The following is a 21410-nucleotide window of genomic DNA, read 5'->3' as shown; positions in this document are numbered from 1 at the left end:
CTGTCAGTCGTTCAGATCGTCACCGATTTTCTTGACGGTATCCCGGGTACCGTGACCGATTTCACGAGCCACATCCCGGGTGGTGTGGCCAATCTCTCGGGTTACGTTGCGGGTAGTATGCCCCACGGTTCTGCCCGCCTCCTTGATGTCGGCACAGCCGCCGGTCACTGCGCCCAGGGTCAGACCGAGTGCCAGCAGTGCCATATAGTTAGGCGTCATGTGTGTTCCTTCTCGTTTCATCATTTAAATGCCGATGTCGGCATTATGGCCTCGTGTGCAGCGGGCGGGCAACCAGCAGGGTATGGCCCGGGCCCGGGATCTCATGCTCCTCCTCCACGTGGAAATTAGCCTCGCGCAGGCACTGGTACATCTGTTTGGAGTGATAGAAGCGGCTGTTACCGTTGGCCAGACAGGTGAAGTAGAGGGAGGTGGCGTTGAGACTGAAACTGGCGGCCTCGAAGGTCTGCCTGTCCCAGAACAGCTCTAGGATGCAAACCCGTGCATCGGGTTGCATGGCCATCCGGATCCTGTTCAGAATGGCGACTATCTGTTCGTGACTGAAGCAGTCGAGGAACTGGCTCATCCACCAGAGATCGGCCGCGCCGGGCAAGGTGCACGCTTGCAGCAGATCCACCGGATGGCCCTGCACCCGAGCCGTCAGTCCCGCCTCTTCAATATTCAGACGGGCCAGCGCCAGCTGCTCTGGCAAGTCCAGAATAGTGACGCGCAGGGTGAGATCCCGCTTGGCGCAGGCGATGGCCCACTTGCCGGTGTTGCCGCCCAGATCGTAGAGGTGGCGAGGCTCATAGCCAAGTACTTTCTCCTGTGCCTGCAGGAACGCCCAGTCGGAGTAGAAGTGATCAAACGCAAACCAGCTGCTGCGGGCGGGCTCAGGCAGTTCGCTCAGATGTGGGTAGAGGGTCTGCCAGGGGCCGAACTCCTGCAGACCGGCCGGCGAGCCCTGACGGATGGCTTCGAGCAGATGGGCTAGGGGCTGATAGCAGACGTGCTGGGTGAAGTCGAGATTGACCCGGCTCATGGCGTCGTGTTGCAGATACTTGCCGACCCGGCCCAGCACATAGTGCTCATCGGCCTGGTAGCAGAGTCCGCCGCCGAGCCCCATGTCCAGCAGCACGCTGACCGCATATTCACTCAGCTCGCACGCCTGGGCTATGTCCGCCAGCGGCGCGCCCTGTTGGCCACGCGTCTCGAGAAAGGCAAGCACCCCGGTTTCACGCAGACACCAGCTGGCCTGGAACAGCATGGGCCCGAAGGCGATCTTCTGGGCTGCGCCTATGGCCTCCAGCGCGTTGTAGGGGTCTGCCTGATAATGGTTCACGGGGTGGCTCCTGCCGTATTAACGGCTCTGTGTGCGGACGAGTTCGTTCTGGATGGCCTGATTCAGGCCCAGTACCCAGCGGTTATAACTGCGATGAATGCTGCCATTGCCCTTGTCATCCAGATTGACGCTGCTCACATAATTAATGGAATAGTCGTGGCTGCTATATGGAATATCGCATCACCGTCTGATGCTGGCGTACATTGACCTGGCCATGAATACGTCCCGGCTGCTCTTTTTTCATCGCCCAGATCTTTCTTATCCCCGAAGTGCTCATGGCGCTGGCCACCTGATCTTCGGTCAGATTGAAGGCAACCGGGTTAGCGGCCATATTGCGAATGGGCCAGGGCGAGAGCATGAGTTACTGAAATTTTAACCAAAAAAATTAACCACTGTCATCCGGGTTGTAATTGCATTCTCTGCACGCATTTTGTACAGAGGTATGCTGAAAATGCGATGTCAAATTTGTCCAGCATTGGCCGAGCAACCTATCTCTCCCTAGCGAATGGGCTGGCTGGTGGAGCAGGCTGCCAGCAGGGCACAGGCCAGCAACAGGGATATTTTATTAATGACTTTCATAATATTCCCTTGCGAGGAAATTCAATAAATAGAGCTTGGCAATGAGACAACACAAATCGTTTATTTTCAATCACAATGCCAACGGATAATCCGCGCCAGCTATTATTTTTGATGAATAATGGTATTATTCGCGCGGTATTAATGTGATGACTCCGGCGGATAATCCCCGGGGAGCAGGCACTGCCCAGCGGGTGGGTGCCTTTTATCGTCCAAGCGCTCACACCAAGGTCAAGGACAGGTTGCCTGAAATATGCTCTCTTTTTCGTTGCAGGATAGTCAGGCATTGTCACCGGGTCTTGTCGACGCGCTCGACTGGCAGGCGTGGACACAGCTGGGGCAATGGCCCGCCGATCCCCCGTTCCCCGCGACCCCTTTGCTGCCCATGATGATGGCGCGCCGTCTGAGCCAAGGTTCTAGGCTGGCGGTGCAGGTGGGGCTGAGCCTGCTGGCTCGCCATCCCGTCGATTACGCCATCTTCGTCAGCCGCCACGGCGAGCTGGCCCGTTCTATGACCCTGTTGCAGGCGCTGGCGAATGGCCAGGCGTTGTCCCCTACCGATTTCTCCATGTCAGTCCACAACACGGCCGCCGGCCTTAGTTCCATTCAGGGCAAGGCTGCCATCCCCATGACCTCGCTGGCGGCGGGAGAGGGCGGCCTGATGGCGGGTTTCACCGAGGCGGTGGCGGCGCTGAGCGCTGGTGCTAACCGGGTGCTGCTGGTGGCGTTCGAGGGGCCTGTGCCCGAGTTTCATCACCCTTGGTTGCCGGGCGAGGCGCCGGCCCATGCGCTGGGGCTGATATTGCAGGCCGGTGAGCAGTGGTGCTGCCAAGCTGCGAGTGGCGTGAGTCCGGGATCCGGGACACCTTCGAATTTGCCTCAGTCGCTGGCCTTCTGGCGTGCCCTGCAGCGGGATGAATCGACACTGACCCTGGGTAATGGCCGGCAGGAGTGGACATGGCAGCGGCGCTGAACCTGTGCTGGCGTCTGTTGGGCACAGCCCTTGGCTTCACCCTTTTCGGGGTGGGCGGTCTGCTGCTCACCCTGTTCTGGTTTCCGCTGCTGGCGCTCTGCCTGCGGGGGGAGCGGCGGCGCACCCTAGCCCAGCTGACCATACGCCACAGCTTTCGGCTGTTTCTCGGCGTATTGCGTGGCTGGGGCGTGCTGGATTATCGGGTGAGCGGCATGCCCGCCGACTTGCGCTGCGCCCTGGTAGTGGCCAATCACCCCAGCCTGCTCGATTACGTCATGCTGGCGGCCGAGATGCCTGTGTGTGACTGTATTGTCAAACAATCCCTCTGGCGCAACCCTTTCGTGGGCGGTGTGGTCAGGGCGGCAGATTATATTCCCAACGTAGAGGCGGAGCGCCTCTTGCCCTTGTGCATGACGCGGATCCAGGCCGGCGGTCTGTTGCTGATCTTCCCGGAAGGCACCCGCACCACTACGGGGAAGCCCATCAAGCTGCAGCGTGGCGCCGCCCAGTTGGCGGTGCGCAGCCAGGTGCCCCTGCAACCGGTGCGGATCCACTGCAACACCCGATTTCTCACCAAGCAGGACAAATGGTTCAAGATCCCGGAAAATAAGCCGACTTTCACCATCGAATTCCTGCCGCAAGTGGCGCCAGACGAGGTGGTCGCTACCGGACAGAGCAGCGCTCTGGCCGCGCGCCAGTTGACCCGTTTTCTCACACGGGCCCTGCAAACGGGGCCCCAATAACAGCGTATGGAACAGTTATGCAAGACCTGCACCTAGAGATCAAACAACTCATCATCGACAGTCTCAACCTCGAGGGACTGACCCCTGAGGATATAGACAGCCAGGTGCCGCTGTTCGGGGATGGCCTGGGACTGGACTCTATCGATGCGCTGGAGCTGGGCCTTGCCATCAAGGGCCGCTACGGCATAGTGCTCTCCGCCGAGGATGAAAATACCCGTCGTCACTTTGCCTCCGTCGCGGCCTTGGTCGCCCTGGTGCAGGCTCAGTCGAAAGGGGAGGCCTGAGCCATGACCCGTGACGACATTTTTTCCCAGATAAAGGCTGCCCTCGTCGAGTTGTTCGAAGTGGATGAAGAGGCAATTACCCCGGAGGCTCGCCTCTATCAAGATCTCGATCTCGACAGCATAGATGCCATCGATCTGGTGGTGCACCTGCAAAAGCTGACCGGCAAGAAGATAAAGCCGGAAGAGTTCAAGTCGGTGCGCAGCGTCAATGACGTTGTGGATGCGGTCGAGCGTCTGCTCGCCGGCGCCTGATGCAGGTACGCCCCTGACCATGACGCGCTGGCTCTCCTGGCTGGCCGGTGGCGCCCTGCTGCTCTACCCGCTGGCTGTCTACTGGGGGCTGACTCACACCAGCCAGACCCCGCTGCTGCTTGGCCTGCTGGTCATCTTCTCGCTGCGACTGCTGCCGAGTCTGCTCAAGGGCTGGTCACGTCTTGGCCCCTTGCCTGAGTTGCTCTGGCTGGGCCGCCTGCTGGCCTGCATCGGCCTGGGGCTGACTCTGCTGTCGGCCCTGTTCAACGCCCGTCACTGGCTGCTCTACTACCCGCTGGCGGTGAGCATGGCGCTGCTCTGCCTGTTTGGCTGGAGCCTGACCCGTCCCATGAGTCTGGTGGAGCGGCTGGCCCGCTTGCAGGATCCACGTCTGCCGGATGTCGCCATCGGCTACACCCGTCGGGTGACCCAGATCTGGTGCGGTTTCTTCGTGATCAACGGCGCCCTAGCGGCCTTCACCATTTGGTACGGCGATCTGGCGTTCTGGAGTCTCTACAACGGCCTCATCAGCTATGGGTTGATGGGCTCTTTGATGGCTGGGGAGTATCTGGTACGCCGACGGCTGATGAAGAGGCTGGCCCCATGACCCTGTTGCAGGCGATCTGGTGCCGCGAGGGTGAGAGTGTGGTGGCGTTCGGTCAAGGCGGCGAGGTGACCCTGGCCGAACTGCGCTTTGGCAGCCTGCAACTGGCCCGGGCCATGGCCCGCCATGCTCGCCCTAGGCAGCCGCGCGCGCGCTGGGCTCTCTGTTTCGATGACAGCCTGCTGTTTGCGCAAGCGTTGCTCGCCTGCGCCCTCTGTGGTCATCAGGCGATCTTGCCGGGCCATCAACGGGTGGCCGGGCTGTTGGCGCTGCGGGATCAGTTTGACGGCCTGCTCACCGATGGCGAGCTGCCAGTCGATGGGCTTGATGTGCCCCAGTTGCGGTTGCCCCTTGCCGATTGCCATGGCGAGCTGGATGCCGAGCGCGCCAGCCGGGCTCCCGATCGTCTCGATCTGACCCTGTTCAGCTCGGGTTCCACCGGCGAACCCAAGGCGATCCCCAAGGTCTGGCCGCAGCTGGAGGCCGAACTGCGGGTGCAGATGGCGCTCTGGGGCCAGGCCCTGGCCGACACACGGGTGCTGGCCAGCGTCAGTCACCAGCACATCTATGGCCTGCTGTTTCGCATCCTGCTGCCGCTGGCCCTGGGGCGTCCGTTCGATCGCCGCAGCATCGACTATCCGGAGCAGCTGGCGGTGCAAACCACCCCCTGGGCGCTGATCGCTTCCCCCGCTTTTCTGAGCCGGCTCGATCCGGCCATCCCCGCCGCGGGCTGTCGCCTTATCGTTTCCTCCGGCGGTCCCCTGCAACCCGGGGATGCCCATCAGGCCCGGGCCCTGCTCGGCCAGCTGCCGGTGGAGATCTTCGGCAGCAGCGAGACTGGCGGTATCGGCTGGCGCCAGCGCCATCAGGCGCAGACCCCCTGGACCCTCTTGCCCGGGGTCGAGGTGCAGGTCGGCCCGGATCAGTGCTTGCTGCTGCGCTCCCCCTTCCTGGCAGAGGACGACTGGCTGGCCTGCGCCGATCGCATCCTGTTTAAGGGGGCCGGGTTCGAGCTGCTGGGGCGCCAGGACAGGGTGATCAAGCTGGAGGAGAAGCGCATCTCCCTCGACGAGGTGGAGGCGCGCCTGCAAGCCCTGCCTGAGGTGGAGCAGGCCGCTGTGCTGCCTCTGCATCAGGGCCAGCGTCAGATCCTCGGCGCCGTGCTGGTGCTGAGCGAATTGGGGGCCGCCCGCTGGGCCGAGCTGGATCAGGGCCGCTTCCTGCTGGCCCTGCGCCAGCAGCTGCGCCCCTGGCTCGAACCGGTCGCCCTGCCGCGCAGCCTGCGCCGGGTTGACCAGATGCCGCTCAACGCCCAGGGCAAACGTCCCTGGCCACAACTCAAGGAGCTGTTCGATGAGCCTCTCTGCTGACACTCTGCCGATGAGGTCGCTGCCGACAGTGCTGGGCTGCGAGACGCTGGCCGATGGCGTGCGCCTGCTCCTGCGGCTCGAGCCGGACCTGACCTGGTTTGCGGGCCACTTTCCCGGCGCGCCCCTGCTGCCAGGAGTTACCCAGATCCACTGGGTCATGCACTATGCCGCCAGCCGACTCAACCTGGAGTTACCGTTTCACGGGTTGGATCAGCTCAAGTTCCAGCGTCCGCTGCGGCCGGGGGCAGAGTGCAGCCTGAGCCTGCAGTGGCAGCCACAAAAGGATCAACTCGTTTTCAGCTACGCGCTGGGGGATGAGCTGGCGAGCAGCGGACGGGTGCGCTTCATCCCATGACGACCTGCATCCTGATCCCCTGTTACAACCACGCCGGCCCCCTGTCCGCCGTGCTGGATCGGCTGGCCGAATATGAGCTGCCCTGCCTGCTGATCGACGATGGCAGCGAACCTGTCGCCGCCGCCGCACTGGATGCGCTGGCCGCACGCCACCCCTGGGTTACCCTGCTGCGTCATTCGCACAACCAGGGCAAAGGCGGCGCCGTGATGACGGGGCTGCGCCACGCCTATGGCCTCGGTTTCAGCCACGCCCTGCAGGTGGATGCCGATGGCCAGCACGATCTGGCAGACATTCCGGCCCTGCTGGCCGAGGCGGGCAAATGCCCGGAGGCACTTATCTCGGGGCGGCCTGTCTACGACGATTCCGTGCCCAAGGGGCGCCTCTATGGCCGCTACATCACCCATGTCTGGGTCTGGATCGAGACGCTATCGTTTGCCATCAAGGACAGCATGTGTGGCTTTCGGGTCTATCCGCTGGCAGCCAGCTGCGCGCTGCTCGAACGGGTGGCGCTCGGCAGGCGGATGGATTTCGACACCGAGGTGATGGTGCGCCTGCACTGGGCCGGGGTGGCGGTGCGTTTCGTGCCGACCCGGGTCATCTATCCCGCCGATGGCAGCTCCCATTTCCAGCTCTGGCGCGACAACCGCGATATTTCATGGATGCACACCCGGCTGGTGTGCCGCCTGCTGTGGGATCTGCTGCTGCGCCTGGCGAGTGGGCCATGTCGCCTCTGGTCATGGGCGACCCGGCTGTGGCGTGAACGCCGTACCCACTGGTCGCGCACGCCGGAGCGCGGCTCCCTGCTCGGTATGCAGATCATGCTGGCCAGCTATCGCCTGCTGGGGCGACGGGGTTTTTCTCTGCTGCTCTACCCCGTCATCGGCTACTTCTGGCTGACCGGCCGCACCCAGCGTCAGGCATCCCAAGCCTATCTGGCCCGGCTCGAGAGCTTCGCTCGCGCGCAGGGTGTGGCACTGCCCGCCGAGCCGAGATCGAGCTTTCGTCACTTTCTGCGCTTTGGCGAGGCGGCGCTCGACAAGCTGGCCGGCTGGCGTGGCGACATAGCCGAGGATCAGGTCGAGCTGGTGGGGAAGGATCACTACGAGGCCGCTATCAACAGCGGCAAGGGCTTGCTGCTGCTGGGCTCTCATCTTGGCGATCTCGAGCTGTGCCGGGCCCTTGGCAGCCGCAAGGGGGAGGTGCGCATCAATGCGCTGGTTTTCACCCGTCACGCGGCCCGCTTCAACGCCCTGCTCAAGCAGATCAACCCGGATTCGTGGCTCAATCTCATCCAGGTGCAGGAGATGGGAGCTGATACCGCCATCCTGCTCAAGGAGAAGCTGGATCAGGGGGAGTGGGTGGTGATCGTCGGCGATCGCACCTCTGTGACCCGGGAGAAGCGGGTGGTCTGGGCCGACTTTCTCGGCGCGCCAGCCCCCTTTCCCCTCGGTCCCTTTGCCCTGGCTAGCGTGCTGGGTTGCCCGGTTTACCTGATGTTCGGCCTCAAGGAGCAGGGGCGCTTTCGGGTGCATTTCGAGCCCTTTGCCGACAGCCTCAGTCTGCCGCGCCATGGGCGACAGCAGATACTTGCGTCCCGGGTGCAGGCCTATGCCGATCGTCTGCAGCATCACTGCCTGCGCGCCCCGCTGGACTGGTTCAACTTCTTTGATTTCTGGCAGCTGACCGATGAACAAGAGTGAGATGGAGTGCGTCACCTTTGGCGCCGAGCCGTTGACCATCGAAGATGTGGTGGCGCTGGCAGAGCGTCGTGTCCGCCCGGCATTGAACGGGGATCCCGCCTTTATGGAGCGTATCCAGCGGGGGGCCGATTTTCTCGATAGATTGCTGGCCGAGGAGGGGGTCATCTATGGGGTGACCACAGGCTACGGGGATTCGGTGACCCGGCCCGTGCCTGCCGAGCTGGTGCCTGAGCTGCCGCTGCACCTGACCCGCTTCCACGGTTGTGGGCTGGGTGAGGATCTTGACCTCGATGCCGGTCGCGCCGTGCTGGCGACCCGGCTATGTTCCCTGGCGCAAGGGGTCTCCGGCGTCAGCCCTGGTTTGCTCGAGAGGCTCTGCTGGCTGCTGGAGCAGGATCTCATACCGCGCATACCACAAGAGGGCTCCGTCGGCGCCAGCGGCGATCTGACGCCGCTCTCCTACGTCGCCGCCGTGCTGGTGGGGGAGCGCGAGCTCCATCACGATGGCGCGCTGCGTTCCGCCGCCGAGGTCTATCGGGCGCTTGGGATCACCCCCCTGACCCTGAGACCCAAGGAGGGCCTGGCGCTGATGAACGGCACCTCGGTAATGACGGCGCTGGCCTGTCTCGCCTACGCCCGCGCCGACTACCTGATGCGGCTGGCGACCCGGATCACGGCGCTGGTGAGCGTCGCCATGGGGGGCAACGCCTTCCACTTCGACGAGCGGCTGTTTGCCGCCAAGCCGCACCCCGGTATGCAGGGGATAGCGGCTTGGCTGAGATCGGATCTGGTGGCCGGCGAGCTGCCGCGCCACAGCGACCGGCTGCAGGACAGATACTCATTGCGCTGCGCCCCCCACGTCATCGGTGTTGTGGCCGACAGCCTGCCCTGGTGGCGCCAGCTCATCGAAAACGAGCTCAACAGCGCCAACGACAACCCGCTGATCGACGGGGATGGGGAGCATGTGATGCACGGTGGCCACTTCTACGGCGGCCACATCGCCATGGCGATGGACAGCATGAAGACGGCCATCGCCAATCTGGCGGACCTGCTGGATCGCCAGCTGGCCCAGCTGGTCGACACCAAGTTCAACGGCGGCCTGCCGAGCAACCTCTCGGGAGCGCTGGCCGGGCGGCAGATGATCAACCACGGCTTCAAGGCGGTGCAGATCGGCGTCTCGGCCTGGACTGCGGAGGCGCTCAAGCAGACTATGCCCGCCAGCGTCTTCTCCCGCTCCACCGAGTGCCACAACCAGGACAAAGTGAGTATGGGCACCATAGCGGCGCGCGATGCCCTGCGGGTGCTGACCCTGACCGAGCAGGTCGGGGCAGCCTGCTTGCTGGCGGCGGTACAGGGGGTCGAGCTGCGTCTGGCCCAGCCCACACCCTTCAGCCGCCCGCTCAGTCCGGCCCTGGCCCATATGGTGCAACAGGTGCGGGCCGAGTTTGCGCCTCTGCTGGAAGACAGGGCGCTGGAGCAGGAGCTCAGGGCGCTGATCGCCCGCCTCCGTCAGCGTCACTACCCCCTTTATCAGGAATCTTCGCTATGAGCCGTACCCGGATTGCGCTGGAACCCTGGCAGATCAGCACTGAAGTGGAAGTGACCATCCCATTTCACGACGTGGACATGATGGCTGTCGCCTGGCACGGTCACTACTTTCGCTACATAGAGCTGGCCCGCTGCGCCCTGCTGGACCTCATCGATTACAACTACCCGCAGATGGAGGCCTCCGGCTACCTCTGGCCCATCATAGACACCCGGATGAAGTACCTGGCACCGCTGCGCTTCGGCCAGCGGGTGCGGGTGCGCGCCACCCTGACCGAATACCAGAACCGCTTGAAGATCGACTACCTGCTGAGCGATACCGCGAGCGGCACCCGCACCAGCAAGGGCTACAGCATCCAGGTGGCGGTGAGCAAGGCGAGCGGCGAGATGTGCCTAGCCTCGCCCCAGGTGCTGCTGGACAAGCTGGGGGTGAGCCAATGAGCTGTCTTCTGAACCGGCTGATGGTCGGACTGGCCCTGCTGCTGGCGTTGCCGCTGCAGGCGGCCCCCCTGAGCCGTGACCAGGTGCAGCAGCTGCTGACCCTGAGTCCGGTCAGACAGGCCCATTTCGAGCAGGAGAAACAGGTGGCGGGGCTGAGCCAGCCGCTCAAGGCCTCCGGCGAGCTGCTGCTGGTGCGTGACCTGGGTCTCTGGTGGCAGCAGCAGCAGCCCTTTGCCCTGACCCTGACCCTGACGCCGCAACGCATGGTGCAGCAGGTAGCGGGTCAGCCCGCCACCGTCATCGACAGCCCGCAACTGCTTGAATTCAGCCAGATGTTGCTGGCGCTGTTCGGCTCGGACGAGGCGACCCTGCGCCGCTACTTCAAGATCGATTTTCAGAGCACGGAGGCGGGCTGGCAGCTGCTGCTGGTGCCGACCCTGACGCCGCTGGACAAGGTGTTTGCCAGTCTCACCCTGAGCGGGCAAGGGCAACTGGATGAGCTGGTCATTGCCGACAAGCAGGGTGACAGCACCCGCATCCGTTTCAGCGCCTGGCAGGAGCGAACCCTGCCACTGACCCCTGAGGAGCAGGCCCGCTTTGCTACCCACTAGCCCCGCATCGCACCCTGCCACTGCCCTTGGTTTGGCCGGGAGAATCTACCTTGCTGCAATCTGAAACCACTTGGCGCCGGCTTGGCACGATCTGGATCTGCCTCTGCCTGCTGCTGGTGGCCGTGCTGGCCTGGCAGCTGCCCCACAGCCGCATCAACACCAGCCTGATGGATCTGTTGCCCCACGAATCCCGCAGCGATCTGGATCCGGCGTTGCAGCAGGGCTTGCTGCAACAGCTCGATCGCCAGCTGGTCTGGATGCTGAGCCTGCCTGCCGGACAGAACGGACAGGCGGCGGCCGATCTGTGGGTAAAACAGCTCGACCAGATAGCAGCCTTCTCCCATATCAAGGGCTATCAGCCCGAGCTGGCCCCCGCCTGGCAGGGCTATCTGCGCGATCTCGCCTGGCAGCGGATGGATGAAGCGGGCCGGGTCCGGCTGGCGGCTGGCGCCGAGGGCTGGAGCCAATGGGTGCTTGGCCAAATCTACTCGCCCTTTGGCGGCGTTTCCCGCGCCGAGTGGCAGAGCGATCCGCTGTTGTTGACCCGGGCCGGGGTGCTGGCAGAGGCTCGCGGCCCCATGCAACTCAAGGAGGGTTGGCTGGTCAGCCGGGACAAGGCGGGTCGCGACTGGTTCATGGTGCGGGCCGAGCTGGATCTCTCCGCCTTTGATATCCAGCGCAACCAGGGGTTGCTGAGGGCACTCGACAACGCCGAGCACCGGCTGGCCGAAGCCTATCCCGGTGCCGAGCTGCTGCGCCGTGGCACCCTTTTCTACAGCCAGCACGCTAGCAACCTGGCCCAGCAGGACATCTCCACCATAGGGCTTGGCTCCATGATCGGCGTCATTCTGCTTATCTGGGGCGTATTTCGCTCGACCCGGGCGCTGCTGCTCTCCCTGCTGCCCATCTGCGTGGGACTGATGTGGGGGCTGGGCACTGTGCTCATCCTGTTTGGCGAGATCCATCTCTTCACCCTGGTAATCAGCAGCAGCCTCATCGGCATCGCCATCGACTACGCCATCCATTTCCTGTGCGAGCGACGGCTGCACGGCGACGACGAGACGCCGCATCAGACCCGACTACGGCTGTTGCCGAGCCTCTCGCTGGCGGTGCTGACGACCCTGATCGGCTATGGCCTGCTCTGGCTCGCCCCCTTCCCCGGGCTGCAACAGCTGGCGGTGTGCGCACTGGCGGGCCTGTTCAGCGCTTTCATCACTGTGCTCTGTCTGTTCCCGCGCTGGTCGGGCCCCCTGCCGACCCGGCCCCTGCGCAGCCAGCCACTGCTGATGGCCTGGCTCAGTGCCTGGCAGCAGCGTCGCCTGGTGCGCATTGGCCTGCCGCTGCTCTGCCTGCTGCTGGCCACCCTTGGCATCAGCCAACTGCAGGTGGATGACGACATACGCCGGCTGCAACCCTTGCCGGTGGAACTGCAGGCGCAGGAGAACCAGATCAAGGCCCTGACCGGTCAGCAGGGGGGCATGCAGGGTTTTCTGGTGACAGGCACGGATGCCGAGCAGGCGCTGCAACGGCTGGAGCGACTGGATGGCCAGCTGGTCGAGCTTAAAGACAGTGGCGCATTGCGGGACTTTGTCTCCCTCAGTCGCTGGCTGCCCTCGCTGGCGCGGCAGCAGCAGGATGCGGCCGCCATTCGGGCCCTGTTGCCCCAGGTGGTGACCCGACTGCAAGAGGCCGGGGTGCCAATACCAGCAGGGGGGCAAGGGCCCGCCCGTCAGCCTGACTGGTTGACCCCGACAGCCTGGCTGGCCAGCCCGGTCAGCGAGGGGAGCCGTCTGCTGTGGCACTCGCTGGAGGATGGCCGCGTCGCCATCTGGGTGCCGCTGGTCGGGGTGCAGGGCGAGGTCGCCCTGACGGCGCTGGCAGCTGCCGAGCAGGGTATCTACTGGCAGGATCAGCGCGGCGAGTGGAGTCAGTTGTTTGCCCACTACCGGATCAAGCTGGCCGAACTGCTGCTGCTGGCCATCGGCCTGGTGGCCCTGCTGCTCTGGCGGCGGATGGGGGCAGCCAGGGCGTCCCGGGTGCTGCTGGTCAACCTGATTGCTCTCGCCATGGGGCTGGCACTGCTCGCCGCCTGCGGCCAGCCGCTCACCCTGTTTGGTGTGCTGGCGCTCAGCCTCATCTTCGGCATCGGCATCGACTACGGTCTCTTCTTTGCCCACTGTGGCAACGAACTTGCGCGGCAGAGTTCCACCCTGCTCGCCATCCTGCTGGCAAACCTCACCACCCAGCTGGCGTTCGGCTTGCTGGCGCTGAGTCACACCCCCGCCATAGCGGGCTTTGGTCTGGTGTTGAGCGGCGGTATCTTTACTGCCTTCCTGTTGTCGCCTCTGGTGCTGGACCGGGTACGACTGCCGCTGCCAGGGCAGGATAGTCGGGAGCCAACATGGCAATGAGATCACTGTTTGTATTACTCATATTTTTGCTGGGGGGCTGCAGCAGCCCGCCTGCCCCCACCACCTATCTCGACAAGGGCAGCGTCATGGCGCTGCCAGCCCCTGTGCTTGCCACCCCCTTCTATCGCCAGCAGTTGCTGACGGCCACCGTGGGTGAGAGTTCCCATCAGCTGATGACTGTGCTGGAGGCCGATGGCAGCCAGTTGACCCTGGTCGGCCTGACCCCGAGCGGGGTGCGGCTGTTTCGGGTGCGTTACGATCAGCAGGGCATAGCGACTCAGCAGCTGAGCCCGCTGCTCGCCACCGGCATGCCGCCCGTGACCCAGGTGCTGGCGGATGTCATGCTCTGCTACTGGCCGCTGGCCAGCTGGCAGCCGCAGCTGCCGCCGGGCTGGACGCTGCGGGACGAAGGGCTGACGCGCCGGCTGCGCTCTCCCGATGGCGCCCTGGTCACCGAGATCGGGTACCAGGACAAGGGCGGCGTACGGGAGCCGGTCAGTCTGCAACAGCATGTATTTCACTACCGTTTGCAGCTGGAGACCCTGTCCCAATGAGTTGTTATATCGCGGCCTACGGCTTCATTTCGGCATTGGGGGAGGGCAGGGATGCCAGCGCCGAGGCCCTGCTGGCCTGGCAGGCAGAGGGGAGCACGCCGCTCACCCGCCACAACCAGACCTTGCTGGATGGTCGCCTGACCCCGGTGGGGCGGGTCGAGGGCGCTCTGCCGGAAATACCGGCGGCGTTGGCCCCTTATGCCTCGCGCAACAATCGCCTGCTGCTGGCGGTGCTGGCGCAGATCCGCCCCGCCCTGGACAAGGCGCTGGCGGAGTTTGGCCCTGCGCGGGTAGGCCTGGTGCTCGGCACCAGCACAGCCGGGATAGGCGAGGCCGAGCTGGCGATCGCCGCCGCCCGGCGGGGGGAGGCAATTCCCCCGGCCTTTGACTATCGCCAGCAGGAGCTGGGCTCTCCGTCCGAATTTCTGGCCCGTTATCTCGACATCTCCGGGCCTGCCTACACCCTCTCCACCGCCTGCTCTTCCAGCGCCCGCGCCTTCATCAGCGGTCAGCGGATGCTGGCGGCCGGACTGGTGGATGCGGTGATCGTCGGTGGCGCCGACAGCCTGTGCGGGCTGACTATCAACGGTTTTGACAGCCTGGAGTCCCTCAGTGGCACCCTCTGCCAGCCCTTCGACAACGGCCGCCAGGGGATCAACATAGGCGAGGGGGCCGCGCTGTTTCTGCTGAGCCGCACGCCTGCGCCGCTGGCGCTGCTGGGGGCGGGCGAGTCGTCCGATGCCTGGCATATCTCGGCCCCTCATCCGGATGGCGTGGGGGCCGAGGCGGCCATGCAGATGGCGCTGGCCCAGGCGGGTGTGACGCCGGAACAGGTGGGTTACATCAACCTGCACGGCACGGCCACCCGCCTCAATGACGCCATGGAGAGCCATGCAGTGCATCGCCTGTTCGGCGACAAGGTGCCCTGCAGTTCCACCAAGCCGCTCACCGGCCATACCCTGGGCGCGGCGGGGGCCATTGAAGCCGCGCTCGCCTGCCTGCTGCTGGAGCGGGCGCTGCCGTTGCCTCCCCAGCGGGTGACGACGGTGGATCCGGCGCTGGCCTCCATCCGGCTGGTGAGTGGCGCCACTCGACTGGCGGCGCCCCGGGTCCTCTCCAACTCCTTTGCCTTCGGTGGCAACAATGTCAGCCTGCTGTTTGGACTATCACCCTCATGAATGAGCTCATACCGCTGCCCGCCATCGACACTCTCTTGCCCCATCAGGCCCCTATGCTGCTGCTGGATCGGCTCTGCGCCGTGGATGCGAGCCGGGTGTGCTGCGAGACCCTGGTTGGCGCCCGGCACGCCTTGTTGCTCGATGGCGAGGGCTCGTTGCCCGCCTGGGTCGGCATAGAGCTGATGGCTCAGACCATAGCCGCCTGGGCCGGCATGCAGGGGCGATTGCGCGGCGAGCCGGTGCGCATCGGTATGTTGCTCGGCACCCGCAAGTACCGCTGCCAGCCCACCCGCTTTGCGGCGGGGGCCCTGCTCACCATAGAGGCCAGCTGCCTGTTGCAAGACGGCGGCATGGCCAGTTTCGATTGCCGGATCCTGCAAGATGGGCAGGAGTGCGCCACCGCGCGCCTCTCGACCTATCAACCCGCACCCGGCGAATTATCCGATTTGTTAGCGAAGGACGTTTCATGATCTCTACCGTATTGGTCACGGGCGCCAGCAAGGGGATAGGCCGCGCCATCGCCCTCAAGCTGGCCGCCGACGGTTTTCTCGTCGTCGTGCACTACCACGGCGACCGCGCTGGGGCCGAGGCTACCCTGGCGAACCTGCAAGCCGCAGGGGGACAGGGGCGCCTGATCCAGTTCGACATTGCCGATCGCCAGGGCTGCTGCGAGCGGCTGGAAGCCGACATGGCCGAACACGGCGCCTATTACGGTGTGGTCTGCAACGCCGGCATCATACGTGACGGCGCCTTCCCCGCCCTCACCGACGAGGATTGGGACGGGGTGCTGCACACCAATCTGGACGGCTTCTACAACCTGCTCAAGCCCTGCATCATGCCGATGATAGGTCTGCGCCGGGGCGGCCGCATCGTGACCATCTCCTCGGTCTCGGGCCTGATGGGCAACCGTGGCCAGGTCAACTACAGCGCCGCCAAAGCGGGTATCATGGGGGCCACCAAGGCGCTTGCGCTGGAGCTGGCCAAGCGCAAGATCACGGTTAACTGCGTGGCGCCCGGCCTCATCGATACCGGCATGGTGGATGCCGAGGTGCAGGAGGAGGCGATGAAGCTGATCCCGCTCAAGCGTATGGGGCAGGCGGACGAGGTGGCCGGATTGGTCTCCTACCTGATGTCGGACATCGCCGGCTATATCACGCGCCAGGTCATCTCCATCAACGGGGGCATGGTATGACACGGATGCTGGTGGTCTCTTGCCTGATGTCGGTTCAACATGGTGCTGTCTCTGTGGTAGGCCAGGTTATCTCTGTGAATGGCGGTATGGTATGAAGCGGGTAGTAGTAACCGGCATGGCCGGGGTGACAGCGTTCGGTCAGGACTGGCCGAGCGTGCGGGCAAAGTTGCAGGCGGGGCGCAATGCGGTGGTGACCATGCCACAGTGGGCTATCTACGAGGGGCTCAATACCCGGCTGGCGGCGCCCATTGCCGATTTTGTGCTGCCCGCCCGCTATCCGCGCAAGAAGACGCGGGCCATGGGGCGGGTCTCCCAGCTGGCGACCGTGGCCAGCGAGCTGGCGCTGGTGCGGGCTGGGCTTATCGACAGCCCGGTGCTGACCGACGGTCGCACCGGCATCGCCTATGGCTCCTCCACCGGCAGTACGGATCCCATCCGTGCCTTCGGGGTCATGCTCAACAACAAGAGCACCGCCAGCATCACGGCCACCACCTATGTGCAGATGATGCCGCACACGGCGGCGGTCAATACCGGCCTCTTCTTCGGCCTGCGCGGGCGGGTGATCCCCACCTCCAGCGCCTGCACCTCCGGCAGCCAGGGGATTGGCTACGCCTACGAGTCCATCAAGCACGGCTATCAGACCCTGATGGTGGCTGGCGGGGCGGAGGAGCTCTGCCCGTCTGAGGCCGTGGTGTTCGATACCTTGTTTGCCACCAGCCAGATGAACGACAACCCCGAGCTGGCGCCACGGCCGTTCGATCGGCAGCGGGACGGTCTGGTGATTGGCGAAGGGGCGGGCACTCTGGTGCTGGAGGAGCTGGAACATGCACAGGCGCGCGGGGCCACCATCATCGCCGAGCTGGTGGGCTTTGCCACCAACTGCGACGCCGCCCACGTGACCCAGCCCCAGCAGGAGACCATGCAGCTGTGCATGGAGATGGCACTGGCCCAGGCCGGGCTTAAGGCCGCCGACATTGGCTACATCAGCGCCCACGGCACGGCCACCGAGCGCGGCGACATAGCCGAGAGCCACGCCACCGCCACCATCTTTGGCAACAAGACCCCCATATCGTCGCTCAAGAGCTTCTTCGGCCATACCCTGGGCGCCTGCGGTGCCATCGAGGCCTGGCTGTCGCTGGAGATGATGCAAGAGGGCTGGTTTGCCCCCACCATCAACCTGACCGAGCCGGATCCGGCCTGTGCCCCGCTGGATCATGTGGTGGGCAATGGCCGCGCGCTGGCGGTGGACTATCTGATGTCCAACAACTTCGCCTTTGGCGGCATCAACACCTCTCTCATCTTCAAGCGCTGGTCCTGAAGCCGCGCACCTTGCCTGCTGGCAGGGCGCCGGTACAGCCTGGGTTTAGCCTTGATGAATTAATATGCCTCCCATTTTTCGGGAGGCATAATGTCTGTTCCATCTGCTGTTTTCTCTGCTCAACTCCGCCTGCGCCCAGGTTTCAATGCGCTCTTGCTGTCCACCCTTTTATTGGCGCTGCCTGCACCGGCCATGGCCGATGATGAATTTCGGCTGGGCAACACCATGCTGCTCGGCGTCGGTGACCACCCGGCCATTATTCCCATCATCGTTTGCCGACCGGCCAAGTCCATCATGGTCAAGGCAGGACGGGAATTGACCCTGGACAGGGTCAAGGTGTTTTACGGCAATGATCGCAGCAAGACCCTTAATTTCGACAAGGATCTGAAAGAGGATCAGGAATCGGGGTGGAAATCTCTCGGTAGCCGGCTCTGCATCAAGCGGATCGAGGTCTATGGCAATTCGGAGGGGAGTAAGGCCGGGGTCAAGGTATATGGTCGCAAGTAAATATGGACGGGGGTTCACATCCCCCGCCCATTCAGGGCTTATTTCTTGGGTCTAAACGGCTTGATGACGGCTTCATCGCATTCGAGATAGGGCCCCTCCATCAGATCGATGCAGTAGGGGATGGCGGGGAAGACCGCATCCAGGCACTCGCGGATGGATTTGGGCTTGCCCGGCAGGTTGACGATGAGGGCGCCGCCGCGCAGGCCTGCAGTCTGGCGCGACAAAATGGCAGTCGGCACGAACTTGAGGGATTCGGCCCGCATCAGCTCGCCAAAGCCTGGCATCATGCGATCGCACACCGCTTCTGTGGCCTCAGGGGTTACATCCCGTTTGGCCGGACCTGTGCCGCCCGTGGTGACGATGAGGCAGCACTGTTCCTGGTCTGCCAGCCGGATCAGGGTCGTTTCGATCTGATCCTGTTCATCCGGGATCACCTGATAGAGGGGTTCCCACGCCGAGGTCAAATATGCGTTCAGCGTGTCTATGATGGCCTTGCCGGAGAGGTCTTCGTAGATGCCTGCACTGGCGCGATCGCTGACGGTGACGATGCCGATTCTTGCCTTGCTCATGGTCTGCCCTTGGTTGCCTAGAATAAGTAGCAAATAAAATAACATAATCAGTGAGATATGTTAAACGAGGTCAGGTGTTGGCGAGGGTGGGGCATAGCATCGAGTGCCGAATGAAAAGCTTTCTTGCCGACGCCCTTTCAATAAGACATAAGACTTGGGTATCGTCGGCCTAAAATGTATAAACGAAAAAAACAGCCGTATTGATGAATAATTGGTTGATCCATAACGAATAAGAAAATAATTCCCCGATTGTTGATCCTGTTTTGGCGCAGTCAGCCTAGAAAGGTTGTGGTATGGATTGAACCAGGAGGGCAATCGTCTTATATAACTTATTATACGGTTGGTTGAATGTTGTACTGATCGTTGTTGTTTGAGTATCACCATACAGCGGCTGACCGCAGGAGGGCATATGGAATTGCCTGATTTTGATACCTTGAGGAGACTGGCGGTGACGGAGCCGGAACGACTCGATGAGTTGCTGCACCAGCAAATAGAGGGGTTGATCGACCGGGTCAGTCCGGAGCAGCAACAGCGATTGCGCGGCCTGCAGTTTCGTATCGACTGTCAGCGTCAATTGGCCAAGAACAATCTGGATAGCTGTATTCGTATTGCGGGCATGATGCACTCCTCCTTTTATTCCATGCGCAGTCAGATGATCCAGCTCAATGCCAATCTCTATGCTGACCAGCCCTCCGTCTACAGAGAAAATAATGTGGTTTCTTTCTTCGATTATTATCGCAAGAAGAAATAAACATCCCCTTGATAGCATTCTTATTATTATTCTGCGTTATATATCTGTCATCGGGTGAGGTCCGTTTACTGACGTTAATTTATCTGAGGTGATTTGTAATATATTTGATGTGTTTTCGTGGCATTCGCTGTTTTATTAAAAATTGATTATTGCCGTGATCGGTGTGGATGTATGGCGCCGACAGTTAGGCTAATATGGCGATCTTTTAATTTTGCCACGACTCGCAGGGATTATGAGCAGTATCACTCCAAGACGGGTGCTGTCGCAGGAGCAGCAGACAGAGATCACCCGTATCATCGTCAAGGTGGGCCAGATGCTGGCCCAGTTCGGGGCCGAGAGTCGCATCATAGAGCAGACCACGGTCCGGCTTGGCATGGCGCTGGGGCTGGAGAGCGTCGAGATGGCTATCTCCTCCAGTGCCATCGTGCTCACCAGCCTCTATCAGGGCAGTTGCGTCACCACCACCCGCCGGGTACGGGAGCACGGCATCAACATGCAGGTGGTGTGCGAGATCCAGCGCATCTGCATCATGGCGGAGAAGGGGCTGATCGGTGCGCGCGAGGTGCGTCAGCGGCTCGACGGCATAGTGCCGTTTCATTACCACCCCTGGCTGGTGGTGCCCATGGTGGGGCTCTCCTGCGGCGCTTTCAGCCTGCTGTTTGGCGGCGACTGGCCCATCTTCCTGGTGACCTGCCTCTCCTCCGCCGTGGCGATGCGAGTGCGCCAGCTGATCGCCCGTCATCACCACAGCCCGCTTATCAACTTTGCCGCGACCGGCTTCATCGCCACCCTGCTCTCCTCCAGTGCCAACTTCTTCAACTGGGGGGCCCAGCCCTATCTCGCCATGGCCGCCAGCGTACTCTTGCTGGTGCCGGGCTTCCCGCTCATCAATGCGGTTTCCGACATGGTGAAGGGTTACTTCAACATGGGGCTGGCGCGCTGGGGCACGGCAACCCTGCTCACCATCAGCGCCGCCATAGGTATCATTTTGGCCATGTCGGTCACCGGGATCTGGGGGTGGAAGGTATGATGGATCTTGTCTGGTTGCTGGCCAAGGATGCCTTCTGGTCCTCCATTCCGGCGGTAGGGTTTGCCATGCTGTTCAACGTGCCGCCACGCATGTTGAAGTACTGCGCCATGGGCGGTGCCCTGGCCCACAGCCTGCGGACCCTGCTCATTCATTACGGTATGCCCATCGAGTGGGCGACACTGACGGCGGCGACCACGGTCGGTTTTGTCTGTGTCTATTGGTCCCGTCGGCTGCTGGCGCCTCGCCCCGTGTTTAGCGTTGCCTCCATCATCCCAATGATCCCGGGCAGCTATGCGTTCAAGGCGATGATCGCCGTGGTCGAGCTCAACATCTCCGGGGTGACCATGGACCTTATCCAGAGCGCGGTGGAGAACGGCCTCAAGGCGTTGTTTATCGTGGGTGCCCTCAGTTTCGGTTTGGCGATCCCCTCCCTGGTCGTGTACCGTAACCGGCCCATTATTTGACAGACGGTGTGAGAGGCTGACCCCATGAAGATTTCCATGATTGCCGCCATGGCCCACGACAGGGTGATTGGCCTGGATAACCAGATGCCCTGGCACCTGCCGGCAGATCTGGCCCACTTCAAGCGGGTGACTCTGGGCAAACCGGTGTTGATGGGGCGCAAGACCTTCGAATCCATAGGTCGGCCGCTGCCCGGACGGCGTAATCTGGTGATCAGCCGCAACCCCGATTACCAGGCCGACGGGGTCGAAGTGGTCGATTCGGTGGAGGCCGCGCTGGCGCTGCTGGCCGATGGTCAGACGGTAGACGAGCTGATGGTGATAGGTGGCGGTCATCTCTATGGTCAGCTGCTGCCACGGGCCGACAGCCTCTATCTGACCCGCATCGATCTGGCGGTGACAGGGGATACCCGTTTCCCCGCCTTCGAGGAGGACGAGTGGCATTGCGTTGAGCGCGAACCCCATGAGCCCGACGAGAAGAACCCCCATCCCTACAGTTTCGAAACCTGGCAACGGCGCTGAACCGTATTGAATAACTGTTGAAGCCGAAAAGCCCCTTGTGCTGCACTGGGGGCTTTTTTCTTGCCACAAAGGGCGGGTCCGGCAGGCAAGGCCTTCGCCATGGCTGCGCTCAACCGCTCCCCTG

At 62.9% G+C, this 21410-nt stretch carries 25 protein-coding genes and 1 pseudogene; 22 read left to right on the top strand and 4 right to left on the bottom strand.

Features of this window, described 5'->3' with window-relative positions; genetic code table 11:
- Nucleotides 1-3: 3 nt before the first annotated feature.
- The 3 genes and pseudogenes from BN1129_RS08025 to BN1129_RS24485 all read right to left on the bottom strand — a co-directional run.
- Nucleotides 4-219, bottom strand: coding sequence for a hypothetical protein (locus BN1129_RS08025; protein WP_042035740.1), 216 nt, complete (start codon nt 217-219; stop codon nt 4-6).
- A 43-nt stretch (nt 220-262) separates the two neighbouring features.
- Complete coding sequence (locus tag BN1129_RS08020; protein WP_042035739.1) at nt 263-1339, bottom strand: methyltransferase; 1077 nt, start codon at nt 1337-1339, stop codon at nt 263-265.
- 18 nt (nt 1340-1357) lie between these two features.
- A pseudogene (locus BN1129_RS24485) lies at nt 1358-1682 on the bottom strand (hypothetical protein); the annotation flags it as partial.
- Nucleotides 1683-2168: 486 nt separating this feature from the next.
- On the opposite strand from BN1129_RS24485, the gene BN1129_RS08010 reads away from it, so the two are divergent.
- From BN1129_RS08010 to BN1129_RS07925, 18 genes are all read left to right on the top strand, one after another.
- Nucleotides 2169-2888 carry a beta-ketoacyl synthase chain length factor gene (locus BN1129_RS08010; RefSeq protein WP_042035738.1) on the top strand — a complete coding sequence of 240 codons (720 nt, stop codon included), beginning with the start codon at nt 2169-2171 and terminating at the stop codon, nt 2886-2888.
- Nucleotides 2873-3631, top strand: a complete 759-nt coding sequence (locus BN1129_RS08005; RefSeq protein ID WP_042035737.1) for a lysophospholipid acyltransferase family protein — start codon at nt 2873-2875, stop codon at nt 3629-3631. Before BN1129_RS08010 ends, BN1129_RS08005 begins: the two co-directional genes overlap by 16 nt.
- Nucleotides 3632-3648: 17 nt before the next feature.
- On the top strand, nt 3649-3915 hold the full coding sequence (locus tag BN1129_RS08000) for a phosphopantetheine-binding protein (protein WP_042035736.1): 267 nt from the start codon (nt 3649-3651) through the stop codon (nt 3913-3915).
- A 3-nt stretch (nt 3916-3918) separates the two neighbouring features.
- Nucleotides 3919-4167 carry an acyl carrier protein gene (locus BN1129_RS07995; RefSeq protein ID WP_042035735.1) on the top strand — a complete coding sequence of 83 codons (249 nt, stop codon included), beginning with the start codon at nt 3919-3921 and terminating at the stop codon, nt 4165-4167.
- Nucleotides 4136-4774: a COG4648 family protein gene (locus BN1129_RS07990; protein ID WP_042035733.1), complete on the top strand. Its 639-nt coding sequence runs from the start codon at nt 4136-4138 to the stop codon at nt 4772-4774. Before BN1129_RS07995 ends, BN1129_RS07990 begins: the two co-directional genes overlap by 32 nt.
- A complete protein-coding gene (locus tag BN1129_RS07985) occupies nt 4771-6141 on the top strand; it encodes an AMP-binding protein (RefSeq protein WP_042035731.1) in 1371 nt (456 codons plus the stop codon). The genes BN1129_RS07990 and BN1129_RS07985 overlap by 4 nt, the downstream gene beginning before the upstream one ends.
- A complete protein-coding gene (locus BN1129_RS07980) occupies nt 6125-6496 on the top strand; it encodes an ApeI family dehydratase (RefSeq protein WP_042035730.1) in 372 nt (123 codons plus the stop codon). The genes BN1129_RS07985 and BN1129_RS07980 overlap by 17 nt, the downstream gene beginning before the upstream one ends.
- Nucleotides 6493-8196, top strand: a complete 1704-nt coding sequence (locus tag BN1129_RS07975; RefSeq protein ID WP_042035729.1) for a glycosyltransferase family 2 protein — start codon at nt 6493-6495, stop codon at nt 8194-8196. The genes BN1129_RS07980 and BN1129_RS07975 overlap by 4 nt, the downstream gene beginning before the upstream one ends.
- Nucleotides 8183-9745, top strand: a complete 1563-nt coding sequence (locus tag BN1129_RS07970; RefSeq protein ID WP_042035728.1) for an HAL/PAL/TAL family ammonia-lyase — start codon at nt 8183-8185, stop codon at nt 9743-9745. The genes BN1129_RS07975 and BN1129_RS07970 overlap by 14 nt, the downstream gene beginning before the upstream one ends.
- An 11-nt stretch (nt 9746-9756) precedes the next feature.
- A complete protein-coding gene (locus tag BN1129_RS07965; protein ID WP_108537172.1) occupies nt 9757-10182 on the top strand; it encodes an acyl-CoA thioesterase in 426 nt (141 codons plus the stop codon).
- Nucleotides 10179-10793, top strand: a complete 615-nt coding sequence (locus BN1129_RS07960; RefSeq protein ID WP_108537171.1) for an outer membrane lipoprotein carrier protein LolA — start codon at nt 10179-10181, stop codon at nt 10791-10793. Before BN1129_RS07965 ends, BN1129_RS07960 begins: the two co-directional genes overlap by 4 nt.
- Before the next feature lie 50 nt (nt 10794-10843).
- A complete protein-coding gene (locus BN1129_RS07955) occupies nt 10844-13204 on the top strand; it encodes an MMPL family transporter (RefSeq protein ID WP_042035726.1) in 2361 nt (786 codons plus the stop codon).
- Nucleotides 13201-13758: a DUF3261 domain-containing protein gene (locus BN1129_RS07950; RefSeq protein WP_042035725.1), complete on the top strand. Its 558-nt coding sequence runs from the start codon at nt 13201-13203 to the stop codon at nt 13756-13758. The genes BN1129_RS07955 and BN1129_RS07950 overlap by 4 nt, the downstream gene beginning before the upstream one ends.
- Nucleotides 13755-14936 carry a beta-ketoacyl-[acyl-carrier-protein] synthase family protein gene (locus BN1129_RS07945; protein WP_042035724.1) on the top strand — a complete coding sequence of 394 codons (1182 nt, stop codon included), beginning with the start codon at nt 13755-13757 and terminating at the stop codon, nt 14934-14936. The genes BN1129_RS07950 and BN1129_RS07945 overlap by 4 nt, the downstream gene beginning before the upstream one ends.
- Nucleotides 14933-15406, top strand: a complete 474-nt coding sequence (locus BN1129_RS07940) for a hotdog family protein (protein ID WP_042035723.1) — start codon at nt 14933-14935, stop codon at nt 15404-15406. The genes BN1129_RS07945 and BN1129_RS07940 overlap by 4 nt, the downstream gene beginning before the upstream one ends.
- Entirely contained in the window at nt 15403-16128 is a 726-nt protein-coding gene (locus BN1129_RS07935; protein WP_042035721.1) for a 3-ketoacyl-ACP reductase FabG2, read from the top strand. The genes BN1129_RS07940 and BN1129_RS07935 overlap by 4 nt, the downstream gene beginning before the upstream one ends.
- 91 nt (nt 16129-16219) lie before the next feature.
- Nucleotides 16220-17446, top strand: a complete 1227-nt coding sequence (locus BN1129_RS07930) for a beta-ketoacyl-ACP synthase (RefSeq protein WP_042035720.1) — start codon at nt 16220-16222, stop codon at nt 17444-17446.
- A gap of 90 nt (nt 17447-17536) precedes the next feature.
- Nucleotides 17537-17953, top strand: a complete 417-nt coding sequence (locus BN1129_RS07925; RefSeq protein WP_042035719.1) for a DUF2541 family protein — start codon at nt 17537-17539, stop codon at nt 17951-17953.
- A 38-nt stretch (nt 17954-17991) separates the two neighbouring features.
- On the opposite strand, the gene mog is transcribed toward BN1129_RS07925, so the two are convergent.
- Entirely contained in the window at nt 17992-18522 is a 531-nt protein-coding gene (mog, locus tag BN1129_RS07920; protein ID WP_042035718.1) for a molybdopterin adenylyltransferase, read from the bottom strand.
- A 409-nt stretch (nt 18523-18931) separates the two neighbouring features.
- Between mog and BN1129_RS07915 the strand changes: the two genes are divergently transcribed.
- The 4 genes from BN1129_RS07915 to folA all read left to right on the top strand — a co-directional run bounded on the left by BN1129_RS07915 (nt 18932) and on the right by folA (nt 21286).
- Nucleotides 18932-19273, top strand: a complete 342-nt coding sequence (locus BN1129_RS07915) for a DUF3135 domain-containing protein (protein ID WP_042035717.1) — start codon at nt 18932-18934, stop codon at nt 19271-19273.
- 232 nt (nt 19274-19505) lie between these two features.
- The gene (locus BN1129_RS07910; RefSeq protein ID WP_042035716.1) at nt 19506-20303 is read left to right on the top strand and encodes a threonine/serine exporter family protein; all 798 of its coding nucleotides are present in this window, start codon (nt 19506-19508) and stop codon (nt 20301-20303) included.
- Nucleotides 20300-20767 (top strand): threonine/serine exporter family protein, encoded by a 468-nt coding sequence (locus BN1129_RS07905; protein ID WP_042035715.1) that lies wholly within the window; start codon nt 20300-20302, stop codon nt 20765-20767. The genes BN1129_RS07910 and BN1129_RS07905 overlap by 4 nt, the downstream gene beginning before the upstream one ends.
- A gap of 24 nt (nt 20768-20791) precedes the next feature.
- Entirely contained in the window at nt 20792-21286 is a 495-nt protein-coding gene (gene folA, locus BN1129_RS07900) for a type 3 dihydrofolate reductase (protein ID WP_042035714.1), read from the top strand.
- Nucleotides 21287-21410: the final 124 nt, after the last annotated feature.

The organism is Aeromonas popoffii, assembly GCF_000820025.1.
Taxonomy (GTDB): Bacteria; Pseudomonadota; Gammaproteobacteria; order Enterobacterales; family Aeromonadaceae; genus Aeromonas; species Aeromonas popoffii.
This window is presented reverse-complemented; position numbering and strand designations above follow the sequence as displayed.